We start from the raw sequence: 14,106 nt of genomic DNA on the forward strand, positions 1-14,106 counted from the left end.
ACCCCGCCGGCAACGGCGGGGTCTTTTTATTACCGGAACATGGCCGGCACAGCGCTTGCGGGCGGTTCACGACGGGTGCATAGAATCAGTCGCCGCCGCACGTTCAGCTCGCCTCCCCTCACTCCTCTCCGTCCGCTCTGCGGTTGGCCGGACGGTCACACGGAGAACTCCCATGTCCGCAGTACGCCCCATCATCACCCGCCCCTCGCTGCACCCTACCCTGCGCATTACCGAAGAGCCCGAGCGGGATGTCTACTGGATCCACATGCATGCCAACCTGGTCAACCAGCCGGGCCGGCCCTGCTTCGCCTCGCGCCTGGTCGATGACATCGTCGACTACCAGCGCGAACTGGGCGACCGCCTCAGCGCCTCGCACGTCCTGTCACCCCATGTCGTTCTGGCCTCAGACAGTGACGTGTTCAACCTGGGTGGCGACCTCGAGCTGTTCTGCCGGCTGATCCGCGAAGGCGACCGCGCCCGCCTGCTCGACTATGCCCAGCGCTGCGTACGCGGCGTGCACGCCTTCCATGCCGGGCTCGGTGCACGTGCGCACAGCATCGCCCTGGTCCAGGGCAATGCACTGGGCGGCGGCTTCGAAGCCGCGCTGAGCTGCCACACCATCGTCGCCGAGGAAGGCGTGCTGATGGGCCTGCCGGAGGTGCTGTTCGACCTGTTCCCCGGCATGGGCGCCTACTCCTTCCTGTGCCAGCGCATCAGCCCGCGCCTGGCCGAGAAGATCATGCTGGAGGGCAACCTCTACACCGCCAGCCAGCTCAAGGAAATGGGGCTGGTCGACATCGTGGTGCCGGTCGGCGAAGGCGTTGCCGCCGTTGAACAGGTGATCAAGGACAGCAAGCGGATTCCACATGCCTGGGCCGCGATGCGCGAGGTGAACGAAATCGCCAGCATGGTGCCACTGCACGAAATGATGCGGATCACCGAGATCTGGGTGGATACCGCCATGCAGCTCGGCGAGAAGTCCCTGCGTACCATGGACCGGCTGGTGCGGGCACAGGCCCGGCGCAATGGCGACCCGGCCTGACAGCGCGGCGGTTCAGGACGGGCTGCGCTCGCTGTCGTCACGGCGCGCGATGTCCGCGCTGCGGGCGGCCAGTGCATTCCTGCCGAGGCGCAGGGCGGTGGCAAGACTACCGAGGCGGGTCACCCACTCGCCCTTCAACTGCCAGTCCGCCATGCGCATGATCTCGCCACTGGAGGCGGCAACCTGGACCAGCCCCAGGTTGCTCGCCACCCCGCGCAGGGCGTGGGCGTGCTCGCGGAAGTCCTCCCAGGCCTGGCCTTCACCGCAGGCCTGCAGCTGGCCCATGCTCGCATCGACATCCACCAGGCACTGGTCGATGAATTTGCGCTCGAAGCCGTCGCCCATGCCCAGCGACGCCAGTTCATCCAGCACTGCCGTATCAAGCACGCCATCGCCCACCGGCAGCGCGGGAACCGACTGGATGCCGGATTCCGGGCGGGTGTTGGCAGCAACATCGGCCAATACTTCCAGCAACCGGGTTGCCACTACCGGCTTGGCCAGGAAGGCGCGTGCGCCGGCCTGTTCACAGCGCAGGATCGAATCGGGGGTGACATCGGCACTGAGGACCATCACCGGCACATAGGGCATGCCGCTGGCCTGCATCACCCGCAGCTGCTTGAGCAGGTCCAGTCCACTCATGCCGGGCATGTGCAGATCGACGATTGCTGCGTCGTAACTGGCCTGCTCCAGTGCATCGAGTACTTCGGCGCCGCCATTGACGCAGGTGACCTTGTGGCCGGCCTTCTCCAGCAACCGCTGCAGCACCATGCGGTTGGCTTCATGGTCGTCGGCCACCAGCACCCGCAGGCTGCGCACCCGTGCACGATGACGCAGGAAGGGATTGGAAAATGCGATGACATTGCCGGCTTCAGCCACCTCGGACGGAACCGCCGGGGCTGATGAGGTCTCTGCCACGTCCAGCGTGATCTCCACCCAGAACACGCTGCCACGCGGGCTGTTCGGCGCATAACCGACCTGCCCGCCCATCGATTCGACCAGGCCCTTGGCAATGGCGGTGCCCAGTCCGGTTCCCTCATGGCGACGGGCCAGGCCGACATCGCCCTGCTCGAAGGCATTGAACAGCCGGCCGCGCAGCGCCACCGGCACGCCGATGCCGCTGTCGACAATCTCGAAACGCAGGCGCGCCCGCTCGCTGCCCGCTGCGTCCAGGCTGGAAACACGCAGATGCACGTAGCCGCTGTCGGTGAACTTGACCGCATTGCCCATCAGATTGAGCAGGATCTGCTGCAGATGACCGGCATCGCCAAGCAGGCGCGGCGGCACGTTGTCGTCCACATGCACGCGGTAGTCCAGCGACTTGGAGCGGGTCTGCGGGGTCAGGATCAGGTTGATCGCCTGCAGCACATCGGCCAGCGCGAACTCGTGCCACTCCACCCGCACCTTGCCCGCCTCGATCGCGGAGATGTCCAGCACCTCCTCCACCAGCGCCAGCAGGCTGCGGGTGGAGGCCTGGATGGTGTTCAGGCACTCGCGCTGCTCATCGTCCAGGCGGGTGGTGGCCAGCACTTCGGTCATGCCGGCCAGCCCGTTCAACGGCGTGCGGAACTCATGGCTCATGTTGGCCAGGAAGCGGCTCTTGGCTTCGTTGGCCTGGCGCGCCTCGGCCACTGCACGGGTGAGCGCATGCAGCAGCGAATCGAAGTACAGCGGGATCGCGCCCAGGCCCAGCAGCAGGCCCCAGCCGAGATAGTCGTGCCCACGCCAGTAGGGCGACAGCATCACCGTACACAGGAACGCCAGGCAGCCCATGGCGGTGGCCACGCGCAGATAGGTGCTGCCGTAGCGCATGCCGTTGCCGATGGTCACCCACAGCATCACCGCATACAGCGGCGCGGCCGGCTCGCCCTGGATGGTCATGATCCAGGCCATGCAGGTGTAGTCGGTCAGCATGCCGATCACCCGGCGCACATGCGACACACCCGGATTGACCAGGATCGCGGTCAGCAGGCCGGCGGAGATGGTCAGCTCGAAGGCGAGGATCAACCAGGTCGCGGTCAGCGCCTCACCGCCGCCGCTCAGCGAGCGCCAGCCGAGGTAGCTGATGAACAGCGCCGTGATGATGATGCGGATCAGGTTCTGCGCGTGCTCGCTGTCCTCGCGCCCGGACAGGCGCTGCTTGAAGCGGGCCAGCAACGAACGGTTGGGAGAGGCAGCGGCGGGGGTCGTATCCATGGTCGGATGTCGCATCCTTCTGCGCAGCAGGGAGGAGCAGCACAACGGTACTGCCAGCAACCCCAACCACAGGGAAATGGCCAGGCCCAGGTTGGCCTGCCAGTAAGGGGTCAACAGCACGGTGGTGCCGAAACTGACCATCGCCAGCACGATGGCAGCGGCCAGGTAACGCGGCCCGAAGCGCAGGCCGTTGCCCACCGTGACCCACATCACCACCGCGTACACCCAGGCCAGCGGTTCGCCCATCTGGATCATGCCGATGGCGATCAAGCCGTAATCGGCCAGCATCCCGGCCACCCGGCGCGGATCGGAGCGCTCAGGCTTCCACAGCAGCCAACCGAACAGCAGCAGCGATAGCCCCAACCCGGTCAGTACCGTCGCCAGCACGCCCTGGTACTGCTCCAGACGGTGCAGGCGCGCACCGGACAGCAGCACATAGACCAGGATCAGCGAGATCAGCGCCACCCGCACGATCGCCTGGCCATGCTCCGAATCCGGACGCTGCGCCAATCGGCGCTTCACGCGTGCGAACAGGTCCTGCATGTCACCCACCCGGTCGCGTCGATGCCGTCGAGTGCTGGGCGCAGATATCCATCAACTGCTGGTGACCGCGCATCAGCGCATCCACGCAGCGCGGGTCGAACAGTCGGCCACGCTGGGCGTACAGATAGGCCAGTGTGGCTTCCATGGTCCATGCTTCCTTGTACGGACGGGGCGAAATCAGGGCATCAAAAACGTCGGCAACGGCGACGATGCGCGCTTCCAGCGGAATCGCCTCGCCGACCAGGCCATCAGGATAGCCGCTGCCGTCATACCGCTCGTGGTGACGCAGCGCGATCAGCGCACCAACCTGGATGAAGCGGTTCTGGCTGCCGCTGAGCAGCTCATGGCCGATGCGCGGGTGCCGCCGCATGATCGCCAGTTCTTCGTCGTTGAGCTTGCCCTGCTTGAGAAGCACCGCATCGGGAATAGCGATCTTGCCCATGTCATGCAGGGGCGCGGCCATCTCGATCAGGCGCACGTCGTCTTCGGGCAGGCCCAGCTGCTCGGCAATCAGCCCGGCCACGCGCGCCATGCGCTCCAGGTAGGCACTGGTGCCGGCATCACGGAACTCGATCGCCCGAGCCAATCGCGACAGGGTCTCGCGTTCGCGCTCCTCGACCTCATGCATACTCGCCAGCAGGCGTTGCTCCAGCGACAACGCCCGCTGCTTCACGTTCTCGGTCTGCTGGCGCAGCTGCAGCAGGTTGTAGCAGCGCGCACGCAGTTCGCGCGGGCGGATCGGCTTGACCAGGAAATCAATGACGCCCGCTTCCAGCGCGGCCTGCCGGATCGGCTCGTCGCCGACCACGGTAATCAGGATCACCGGAATGTCGCGGTGCTTGGGCAGGCGGCGGAAACGACGGGCGAATTCCAGCCCGTCCATCTCCGGCATGCGGTAATCGAGCAGCAGCAGGTCGACCGGATGCGCCTCGCACCAGGCCAATGCGGTCAACGGATCACCGAAGTCATACACGCTCAGTTCCGGCGCGATATCTTCGATGACGTGACGCAGCATCGTCCGCGCGGACGTCTGGTCGTCAACAATGACGATGTTCAACGCGTACTCTGCCTGGTTTCTCGACCATGCTGGATCATCAGCAGGCGAGGATACCCTGCCGCTGCGAACGCTCGCACCCTGCATCGGCCTGACTCCCGTGTCATGCGTCCCGGTTCATGATCGTCATCACATTGTGAAGCGGACTCTCCACAGTGCGCACTCCCCCTGGCGCCGATCAAGCCACAACAGACGTCAAGGTAGTGCATTAACGATACGCCGAGTGCGGGAGGCGTCAATCGCGCCGTCTCATTTCGCGACGGCGCGCACAAACAGGAGTCAAAAAGACGACTTACTGCTCCGGACGCATGTACGGGAACAGCAGCACGTCACGGATCGAGCTGCTGCCGGTCAGCAGCATCACCAGGCGATCGACACCGATGCCGAGGCCGCCGGTCGGGGCCATGCCGTACTCCAACGCACGGATGTAGTCGGCGTCGTAGTGCATGGCCTCGTCATCGCCACCTTCCTTCGCCGCCACCTGGGCCTGGAAGCGCTGGGCCTGGTCTTCCGGGTCGTTCAGCTCGGAGAAGCCGTTGGCCAGCTCCTTGCCGTTGACGAACAGCTCGAAGCGGTCGGTGTAGCCCGGATCGTTGTCGTTGGCGCGGGCCAGCGGCGAGACTTCCACCGGATGATCGGTGATGAAGGTCGGCTGGATCAGCGTGTGCTCGACAGTGGCTTCGAAGATCTCCAGCAGCAGCTTGCCCCAGCCGTAGGACGGCTTGACGCGGATCTTCAAACGCTCGCAATGGCGCAGCAGCGCATCGCGGTCGGTGCAATCGGCGGCCGAGATTTCCGGATTGTGGTGGCGCACCGCCTCGTCCATGCGCCAGCGGCGGAACGCCGGGCCCAGGTCGATCTTCGCGCCGTCCCACTCAACCTCGGTGCCACCGTTGACGGCCTTGGCCACGTCGCGGATCACGCCTTCGGTCAGGTCCATGATCTCGTTGTACGTGGCGTAGGCCTCGTACAGTTCCATCATGGTGAATTCCGGGTTGTGGCGGGTGCTGACGCCTTCGTTGCGGAAGTTGCGGTTGATCTCGTAGACGCGCTCCAGGCCGCCCACGGTCAGGCGCTTGAGGTACAGCTCCGGCGCCACGCGCAGGTACAGGTCCAGGTCCAGCGCGTTGTGGTGGGTGGTGAACGGCTTGGCCGCCGCGCCGCCGGGGATGTAATGCATCATCGGCGTTTCGACTTCCAGGAAGTCGCGGTTGTCCAGCCACGCGCGCATGGCGCGGATGATCTTCGAGCGCTTGATGAACACCGCGCGCGACTCCGGGGTCACGATCAGGTCGACATAGCGCTGGCGGTAGCGCTGCTCGACGTCGGCCAGGCCATGCCACTTGTCCGGCAGCGGGCGCAGCGACTTGGTCAGCAGGCGGATCGATTCGGCCTTGACCGACAGCTCGCCGGTCTTGGTACGGGTCAGGCCGCCTTCGACAGCAATGATGTCGCCCACGTCCCAGCCCTTGAAGGCGGTATAGGCATCGCCCAGCACCGTGCCCTGCAGGAAAAGCTGGATGCGGCCGGACTCGTCCTGGATCTGCGCGAAACTGGCCTTGCCCATGATGCGCTTGGCCATCAGGCGGCCGGCCATCTTCACCTGGCGGCCGTTGCCTTCCAGGGCCTCGGCGGTCCACTGTTCGGCGTCGGCGAATTCTTCCTGCAGGCGGCCGGCGAAGTCCTCGCGACGGAAGTCGTTCGGGTACGCGATACCCTGCCCACGCAGCGTTTTGAGTTTCTCGCGGCGCTCGGCGATCAACTTGTTTTCGTCAACGGGGGGGGTATCGGTAGCTTCGCTCATGGATCTGCGGGAATCGTGTAGTGAGGGGGGATGTTGCGCCCGGCACAGCCGGTTGCCCAGCATACCAAAACCGCCCAGCCCCGGCCTCCGCACGCGCCCAGGCCCGGCCTCGGGCCGCCCCTGCTCCGGTAGCCGCCAACCTTGGTTGGCGCCCACCGTGTCGACCAAGGTCGACACCTACCGGGCCATGCCCCGGATTCACCCGTTCCCGGGGAATGCCTGCCGCAGCTCATCCACCAGCACCCGCTGGTTCTCCGAATAGTCCACCGGCACCGACACCAGGTGCACCCCACCCTCGCTGAACGCCGCCTCCAGCGTCGGGATGAACTGCTCGATGGCCGTCACTTCATGGCCCTTGCAGCCATAGGCTTCCGCATACTTCACGAAATCCGGGTTACTGAAGGTCATGCCGTAGTCGGTGAAGCCATCCACCGCCTGCTTCCAGCGGATCATCCCGTAGGCGCCATCGTTGAGGATCAGCACCACCAGGTTCAGGCCCAGCCGTCGCGCGGTCTCCAGCTCCTGGCTGTTCATCATGAAACCGCCATCGCCACACACCGCCAGCACCCGCCGCTGCGGGTACAGGATCGAGGCCATGATCGCCGACGGCAGGCCCGCGCCCATCGTCGCCAGCGCGTTGTCCAGCAGCAGCGTATTGGCCACCTGGGTGCGGTAGTTGCGCGCAAACCAGATCTTGTACATGCCGTTGTCCAGCGCCACGATGCCGTCCGGCGGCATCACCTGGCGCACGTCGTGCACCAGTCGCTGCGGGGTGAACCCGGCTTCTTCGGCACGGTCGGCCAGATGTTCGAGGATGGTTGCGCGCAGTGGCAGCAGCGCGTCGGCGTTCGGCACCGCGCCTTCGATGCGGTCGGCCAGCTGGGTCAGCGAGCGACCGATATCGCCGATCACTTCCACCTGCGGGAAGTACACCTGCTCCACCGCCGCCTGCGAGTAGCCGATATGGATCACAGTCGGTCCGCCCGGGCGCATCACGAACGGCGGCTTCTCGGTGACCTCATGACCGATGGTCACGATCACGTCAGCCTGGTCGATCGCCATGTGCACGTAGTCGCGCTCGGTCAGCGCGGCGGTGCCCATGTACAGCCCCGAACCACCGGCCACCGCCCCTTTACCCATCTGCGTGGTGAAGAACGGAATACCAGCGCGCAGCACGAAGGCCGACAACGCTTCGCTGGACTGCGGCCGCGACGCCGCCGAGGCGATCATCAGCAGCGGGCGCCTGGCGTTGCGGATGATGTCCGCCGCGCGGTCCAGTGCTTCCGGACTGGCAATCGGACGATCCACCGCGTGCGGCGGAATCAGCGCTACGTCCCCGACCTCATCGGCCGCGATGTCTTCGGGCAGCTCCAGCAGCACCGGGCCCGGGCGCTCTTCCAGCGCAGTACGGAATGCCTCGCGGACGATCGTCGGGATGGTGCGCGCGGAGACGATCTGCCGCGCCTGCTTGGTCAGCGGCTTCATGGTGCTGACGATATCGACGATCTGAAAACGCGCCTGCTTGCTGGCGACGATGCCCTTCTGGCCGGTAATCATGATCACCGGCCACGCACCCAGCAGCGCGTAGGCGGCGCCGGTGGTGAAGTTGAGCGCGCCCGGGCCGAGCGTGGCCAGGCACACACCCGGCTTGCCGGTCAGGCGGCCATAGGTGGCTGCCATGAACACGGCTGCCTGTTCGTGGCGGGTGATGACCAGCTCGATGCTGGAATGGCGGAGTGATTCGACCACGTCGAGGTTCTCCTCGCCGGGGATGCCGAAAATACGCTCGACGCCTTCGTTCTCAAGCGCGGCGACAAGCAGATCTGAACCCTTGGACATTGGAATGCCGTCCTTTTCGCTGGACTGATGATGGATCGTTGCAGGAAGGATGGAAGCTGCGCGTCAACGCTTGTCGAACCACACCGTCTGCGCGTTGACGAATTCGCGGATGCCGAAGTGCGAGAGCTCGCGGCCGAAGCCGCTCTTCTTCACGCCGCCGATCGGTACGCGCGGGTCCGAAGCGGAGAAGCCGTTGACGAACACACCGCCGGTCTGAAGCCGGCGCGCCAGCTGCATGGCCCGCGCGCGGTCGCCGCTCCACAGGTTGCCGCTGAGGCCGAACTCGCTCTGGTTGGCCAGCTCCACTGCATGGTCGGCATCACGGGCGCGGCTGATCGAGGCCACCGGACCGAAGGTCTCGGTATCGAAGGCCTGCATGCCCGGCTCCACGTCGGCCAGCACGGTGGGGGCGTAGAACGCGCCCGGGCGATCCAGCTGATGGCCGCCGACCAGCAGCTTCGCGCCCGCGTCCACCGAGGCACGGACTTGCGCGTCGAGCTGTTCCAGCAGGTCCTGCCGGGCCATCGGGCCGATGCGGTTGCCGGCCTCGCGGCCATCGCCGACGGTCAGCGCCTGCACCTTCTGGCAGAACTGCGCCACGAAACGGTCGTAGACCGCGTCTTCAACGATGATGCGCTTGCCGGCGATGCAGACCTGCCCGGTGTTCTGGAAGCGTGAAGCCACCGCCGCTTCGACGGCAGCGTCCAGATCGGCGTCGGCCAGCACGATGAACGGGTCCGATCCACCCAGTTCCAGCACCACCTTCTTCAGCGCCTGCCCGGCCTGGGCGGCGATGCTGCGGCCAGCGGCCACACTGCCAGTCAGGGTCACCGCCGCGATGCGGTCATCGGCAATCGCACGGCTGGTGCCGTCGCGGCTGATGTTGGCGGCGATGAAGGTGCCTTCCGGCAGCCCGGCATCACGCCACGCCGCGTCGAGCAGCTGCGCGGTACCGACGATGTTCTCGGCCGGCTTCAGCAGGAAGCCGTTGCCGCCCATCAGGATCGGCACCGCCGCACGCATCACCTGCCAGTACGGGAAGTTCCACGGCATGATGCCCAGCACCACGCCCAGCGGCAGGTAGGACACGTAAGCCTTGTCGTCGGGCACCTGGGTCGGTTCGTCGCGCAGGAACTGCGCACCGTTGTCGGCGTACCAGTCGCACAGCACGGCGCATTTCTCGATTTCGGCCAGGGATTCGGCCTGGACCTTGCCCATTTCGGCGGTGGCCAGTGCAGCCAGCTTCTCGCGGTCACGACGCAGTACGGCAGCCATCGCGCGCAGCACCTCGGCCCGCTGTTCGAGGCTCCTGGCGCTCCAGGCCGCGAAGCCGGTCTGACCGCGATCGAGGATGGTCTCCAGTTCGGCGTCGGTGGCGAAGGGATGGCTGGCGATCTGCTGGCCGGTGGCCGGATCGCGGGAAATGGCAGTGGTGGGGGCAGCGGACATGCAGGTCTCCTGGTGTCTCGACAACGGGCGACAGCCCGTCTCCTGCACAGGAATGTGGACCCGATGGACGGGCACAACAAGGCGTCTGCTTATCCTGTGACCTGCACTTACCTGCCTGAATGGGGTCATCGGCAGGGCGCAGCCCTGCCGACCAACCTACCTACGCGGCAGGTAAGTAACCAAGGAAAGATCGTGCCGGCTCTCCGGCACCAGCGCTACGTACTGCAGGTCCAGCAACCCGCGCGTGGGATGGTTCAATTTCTTCGCACCTTCATCGAACCGCCGCACATCGTGCTCCGGCCACCACTGGCGGAACTCCTCGCTGTGCGCGGCGATGTCCTCGGCCAGCGCCAGGAACGGAGCCTTGTCCGGCGCCTGCGCCATCGCCGCGCGGAAGCCCGCCAGCAGCCCGCGGGTCATTTCTTCCCAGTTGAGGATCAGCGTGCGGTACGGCGGATACAGGAACATCAGCCGCAGCGTGTTGCGCTCGTGCGGCGCCAGCTGGCTGTAATCCACGAACAGGTCGGCGATGGCCGGGTTCCAGGCCAGGATGTCGTAGCGGGTATTGCGCACGTAGGCCGGGATCGGCTGCATGGCTTCCACCAGCTGCCGCAGGCCATCGGTGACCGTCTCGTCCGGTGACTCCAGCGGCACGCCGTAGCCGGACAGCGCGAACGCATAGGCGCGCTCGTCGTCGCTCATGCGCAGCACCTGCGCCAAGCGTTCAAGCACCTCCGGCGAGGCGCGCACTTCGCGGCCCTGCTCGATCCAGGTGTACCAGCTGACACTGACCCCGATCGCCAGTGCCACTTCCTCGCGCTTCAGGCCCGGGGTACGCCGGCGCCCGGCCGGCAGGCCGAGCGTGGCGGGGTCGACACGGGCGCGGCAGGCTTTGAGGAAGCCGCCGAGTTCCTTGCGTTCACTTTCGCTGCGCATCATCTCCCTCCATCACGGAGGGCGATGATATCCGCGCAGGCGCGTCGATCAGGCATCGACGCGCTTGGAGCCCACGGCCAGGCCGGCCTTCAGGCTGGCCTCGACGAACTCGTCCAGGTCGCCGTCGAGCACCTTCTGCGTATCCGAACGCTCGATGCCGGTGCGCAGGTCCTTGATACGGCTCTGATCGAGCACGTAGTTGCGGATCTGGCTGCCCCAGCCGATGTCGGACTTGGTGGCTTCCACGGCGTCCTTCTCGGCGTTGCGCTTCTGGATCTCCAGCTCGTACAACTTGGCGGCCAGCATCTTCATCGCGTTGTCGCGGTTCTGGTGCTGGCTGCGGCCGGTCTGGCAGGCCACGACGATGTTGGTCGGGATGTGGGTGATACGCACCGCCGACTCGGTCTTGTTCACGTGCTGGCCACCGGCACCGGACGAACGATACACGTCGGTACGCAGGTCGGCCGGGTTGATGGTGATATCGATGTTGTCGTCGATTTCCGGCGACACGAACACCGAGGTGAAACTGGTGTGGCGGCGGTTGTCCGAATCGAACGGCGACTTGCGCACCAGGCGGTGCACGCCGGTCTCGGTCTTCAGCCAGCCGTAGGCGTAGTCGCCTTCCACGCGCAGCGTGGCCGACTTGATGCCGGCGACGTCGCCACCGGAGACTTCCATCAGCTCGGTCTTCCAGCCGCGCGATTCACACCAGCGCAGGTACATGCGCAGCAGGATCTCGGCCCAGTCCTGGGCTTCGGTGCCGCCGGCACCGGCCTGGATGTCGACGAATGCGGCAGCATTGTCCATCTCGCCGGAGAACATGCGCTGGAATTCCAGCTTCTCGACGTGCGACTGGTGCTTGTCCAGGTCGGCGACCACGGCCAGCGCGGTGTCCTCATCCTGCTCGGATTCGGCCAGCTCAAGCAGTTCGGTGGCATCAGCCAGGCCGTCGAGCACCGAGGCGATGCCGCCCACGGTCTTTTCCAGGCTGGAGCGCTCGCGGCCCAGGTTCTGGGCGTATTCGGCGTTGTTCCAGACGTCGGGGCTTTCCAGCTCCCGCGTTACTTCTTCAAGACGCTCTTTCTTGGCGTCGTAGTCAAAGATACCCCCGAAGCGACAGCACGCGATCGGTCAGATCGGTGATGCGCTGGCGGACAGGATTCAGTTCGATCATGTCGGCGGTTATGCATTCAAAAGATGACTGTTCAGGATAGCGCCAAGCCCTTGATCCAGCAAGCGTTACCTGGCCGCGTCAAGCATTTCCCCCACAACGGCCCCCAATGGGAGTGCCCGCTGCAAGGCGGCTCCCTATCCCACCATCGGAGCCACATCCAGCAAAGCCCATCCTAGCGGAACAAACCAAGCCGCAACGACCGGGGTGCACCCAGCCCATGCCCGGCCATGCCCCCCCCAACGTCGCCCTCCGTTCACACTCTCCTATGGAGACCGCCGGATCCAACCTCCCGGAGTATCCCGGCAGACTCCATCGCTCCCGACGCTGCCAGCCCAGATGGCGCTGGGGATCAGCTCCGCCGTTGACACCCCCTTGGATGCAACCGCGGGCAACCTGCAGCGAAGAACAGACCCAGCCCTTCTCCCGGGAAAGGCCATCTCACCTAGACGGCGATCACGCCTGAGCTACCCGCGCCGCAACAAATGCGCCGAACCATATGACCTAGCCAGCCATCGACCAGAATGAGATCGACACAGACTCCCCGCGTTCAGCATCCGCGTCACTCGGCTCTTGCTGGCATCAAGAAAGTCGGCAGGCTCCTACCCCAGCTCCGCAAGCGATGACCAGATCTGACCACGGGGATGATCTACATGCAGCAGCGCTACTATGATCCCGAGATAGGACGGTTTCTTTCCTCTGATCCGGTGGCAACGCGCGCGCTCGGAGACAACTTCAATCGCTACTGGTACGCCAACAACAATCCGTATACCAACACCGACCCTGATGGACGCGAGTGTGACGGACGTGGATGCTGGGTAACGCCCCAAGAGCGAGCCGCGGCGCTCACGGGAGACTGGCGGACATACTATCGTCTGGCTGGCTCCGGAGGCGACAGATATGCTCAGCGCGCAGGTGAAGTTGCTGGAAACACAGGTGCCACGCTGTTGAATGCACGACTTTCGGCGATTACAAACAAGATCCTGTCAGACAGCATCGCCTTCAACATGGGCGCCAATCCCCAGGCAATGACCAACAGCCAGCGCATCGCCGTTGCCTTCAAGATGGAATCGATTCGGGTTGATCTGGCAAAGGCTCACGTTCAAGCCCTGGAAGATGCAGGCGCTAGGCCTGACAACCCTGTCATGCTGGATAGAGGTGTAATCGGCGATTTCCACGAAAGAGTTTTTGAGAATAACGGTGCCGACCCGAAAGCCTTTGGCGGCTACAAAACGGACGCCGCAGAGCGCGCAGCTAACCTTTTTGGTGGAACGACTCGAGACATTTATGACTACTGCCCAGCCCCTAGCTGTGGAAATTAAGGTACTTGGACTTGTCTGCGCCCTGCTTCTCTGTGGATGCGGGAGCAAGGCGACTACGTATCATCCGGACGGAGCAGCGACTAACTTCTGTGTGCCGAATGATATCGATGTGACCCCCTCCCGCTTTCAAAAGGGGAAAACTATCACCGGTGGATTCACACTCGATGGCTGCTACTCCCCGGCCGGAAGCACGTGCATTGGGCCAAAGAATCTCATTTCGGTGGCGGTGGTCGCTAAGCCTTACTTCCCTGGTCGGCGGCTTGAGGATCTCCACCCAACCTCACCGCTACTTCAAGCAGCTACAGAGGGATGGGGCCAAGCTCGACATCTCGGGCGCGGAGTTCTGGCTATTCCTGACCGTCTGGACCCGACAACGGTTTACCTATGGGGTGCCAGCGAACCGGTGGCGACAACCCCACTCGCTGGTAGTGAGCTGATGGCAACCTGCGATGAGAAGGGCGCCATAACCTGCAGTCGTGTGATTCACGGGAAGGACTATGGCATCACGTATTCGTTCTTTTCTGGAAAAGAACTACCTACGTCCTTTGAGTCGTTGGACAAGCACGTTATTGATGGCGTGGAAGCACTTCGATGCCAGTGATTCATACGCGAATCAGGACGATTGGCGGCGCTCACCTATCGATTTCTACATGCCTTGGATCAAGTACCTCATCAAACGAGTGCAGGCTTCGATACCGTTTTATAGATCACCACCGCGCAAGAGCATGAAAGGCAGATTCCCGCTCGAATCGG

At 64.6% G+C, this 14,106-nt stretch carries 9 protein-coding genes; 2 read left to right on the top strand and 7 right to left on the bottom strand.

Translation table 11 applies throughout. The features are described 5' to 3' along the window. Positions 1–172 precede the first annotated feature (172 nt). Entirely contained in the window at positions 173–1,042 is an 870-nt protein-coding gene (gene rpfF, locus AC13GA_RS19160; protein WP_106467930.1) for a diffusible signal factor synthase RpfF, read from the top strand. A gap of 12 nt (positions 1,043–1,054) precedes the next feature. Here rpfF and AC13GA_RS19165 read toward each other — a convergent pair whose 3' ends face one another. The 7 genes from AC13GA_RS19165 to prfB form a co-directional block, all read right to left on the bottom strand. Beyond that, positions 1,055–3,778: a response regulator gene (locus tag AC13GA_RS19165; RefSeq protein WP_136639728.1), complete on the bottom strand. Its 2,724-nt coding sequence runs from the start codon at positions 3,776–3,778 to the stop codon at positions 1,055–1,057. 1 nt (position 3,779) lies between these two features. Next, positions 3,780–4,919: a cyclic di-GMP phosphodiesterase response regulator RpfG gene (gene rpfG / locus AC13GA_RS19170; protein WP_006364528.1), complete on the bottom strand. Its 1,140-nt coding sequence runs from the start codon at positions 4,917–4,919 to the stop codon at positions 3,780–3,782. A 205-nt stretch (positions 4,920–5,124) separates the two neighbouring features. Beyond that, positions 5,125–6,636 (bottom strand): lysine--tRNA ligase, encoded by a 1,512-nt coding sequence (lysS, locus tag AC13GA_RS19175; RefSeq protein ID WP_043398964.1) that lies wholly within the window; start codon positions 6,634–6,636, stop codon positions 5,125–5,127. A gap of 198 nt (positions 6,637–6,834) precedes the next feature. Next, positions 6,835–8,475, bottom strand: a complete 1,641-nt coding sequence (locus AC13GA_RS19180; protein ID WP_428709107.1) for an acetolactate synthase large subunit — start codon at positions 8,473–8,475, stop codon at positions 6,835–6,837. 63 nt (positions 8,476–8,538) lie between these two features. Continuing rightward, the gene (locus tag AC13GA_RS19185; protein ID WP_295381890.1) at positions 8,539–9,924 is read right to left on the bottom strand and encodes an NAD-dependent succinate-semialdehyde dehydrogenase; all 1,386 of its coding nucleotides are present in this window, start codon (positions 9,922–9,924) and stop codon (positions 8,539–8,541) included. A gap of 156 nt (positions 9,925–10,080) precedes the next feature. After that, on the bottom strand, positions 10,081–10,863 hold the full coding sequence (locus AC13GA_RS19190) for a helix-turn-helix transcriptional regulator (protein WP_046985666.1): 783 nt from the start codon (positions 10,861–10,863) through the stop codon (positions 10,081–10,083). Between the two features lie 45 nt (positions 10,864–10,908). Next, positions 10,909–12,034, bottom strand: a protein-coding gene (gene prfB / locus AC13GA_RS19195; protein WP_097048047.1) for a peptide chain release factor 2 whose coding sequence is annotated in 2 segments (ribosomal slippage) — positions 10,909–11,958 and positions 11,960–12,034 — 1,125 coding nt in all. Because the reading frame shifts where the segments join, the coding sequence is not laid out codon by codon here. A gap of 641 nt (positions 12,035–12,675) precedes the next feature. Between prfB and AC13GA_RS19200 the strand changes: the two genes are divergently transcribed. After that, positions 12,676–13,353 (top strand): RHS repeat-associated core domain-containing protein, encoded by a 678-nt coding sequence (locus AC13GA_RS19200; protein ID WP_482998764.1) that lies wholly within the window; start codon positions 12,676–12,678, stop codon positions 13,351–13,353. The last annotated feature ends 753 nt before the right edge of the window (positions 13,354–14,106 follow it).

This window comes from Stenotrophomonas sp. 22DLJC03, assembly GCF_056861405.1.

What these genes read in the sequence shown, in the direction of transcription:
- lysS (WP_043398964.1), bottom strand. Translation starts at nt 6,636, where the DNA reads ATGAGCGAAGCTACCGATACCCCCCCCGTTGACGAAAACAAGTTGATC.
- AC13GA_RS19190 (WP_046985666.1), bottom strand. Translation starts at nt 10,863, where the DNA reads ATGATGCGCAGCGAAAGTGAACGCAAGGAACTCGGCGGCTTCCTCAAA.
- AC13GA_RS19165 (WP_136639728.1), bottom strand. Translation starts at nt 3,778, where the DNA reads ATGCAGGACCTGTTCGCACGCGTGAAGCGCCGATTGGCGCAGCGTCCG.
- rpfF (WP_106467930.1), top strand. Translation starts at nt 173, where the DNA reads ATGTCCGCAGTACGCCCCATCATCACCCGCCCCTCGCTGCACCCTACC.
- AC13GA_RS19185 (WP_295381890.1), bottom strand. Translation starts at nt 9,924, where the DNA reads ATGTCCGCTGCCCCCACCACTGCCATTTCCCGCGATCCGGCCACCGGC.
- rpfG (WP_006364528.1), bottom strand. Translation starts at nt 4,919, where the DNA reads ATGCAGGGTGCGAGCGTTCGCAGCGGCAGGGTATCCTCGCCTGCTGAT.
- AC13GA_RS19180 (WP_428709107.1), bottom strand. Translation starts at nt 8,475, where the DNA reads ATGTCCAAGGGTTCAGATCTGCTTGTCGCCGCGCTTGAGAACGAAGGC.
- AC13GA_RS19200 (WP_482998764.1), top strand. Translation starts at nt 12,676, where the DNA reads ATGATCTACATGCAGCAGCGCTACTATGATCCCGAGATAGGACGGTTT.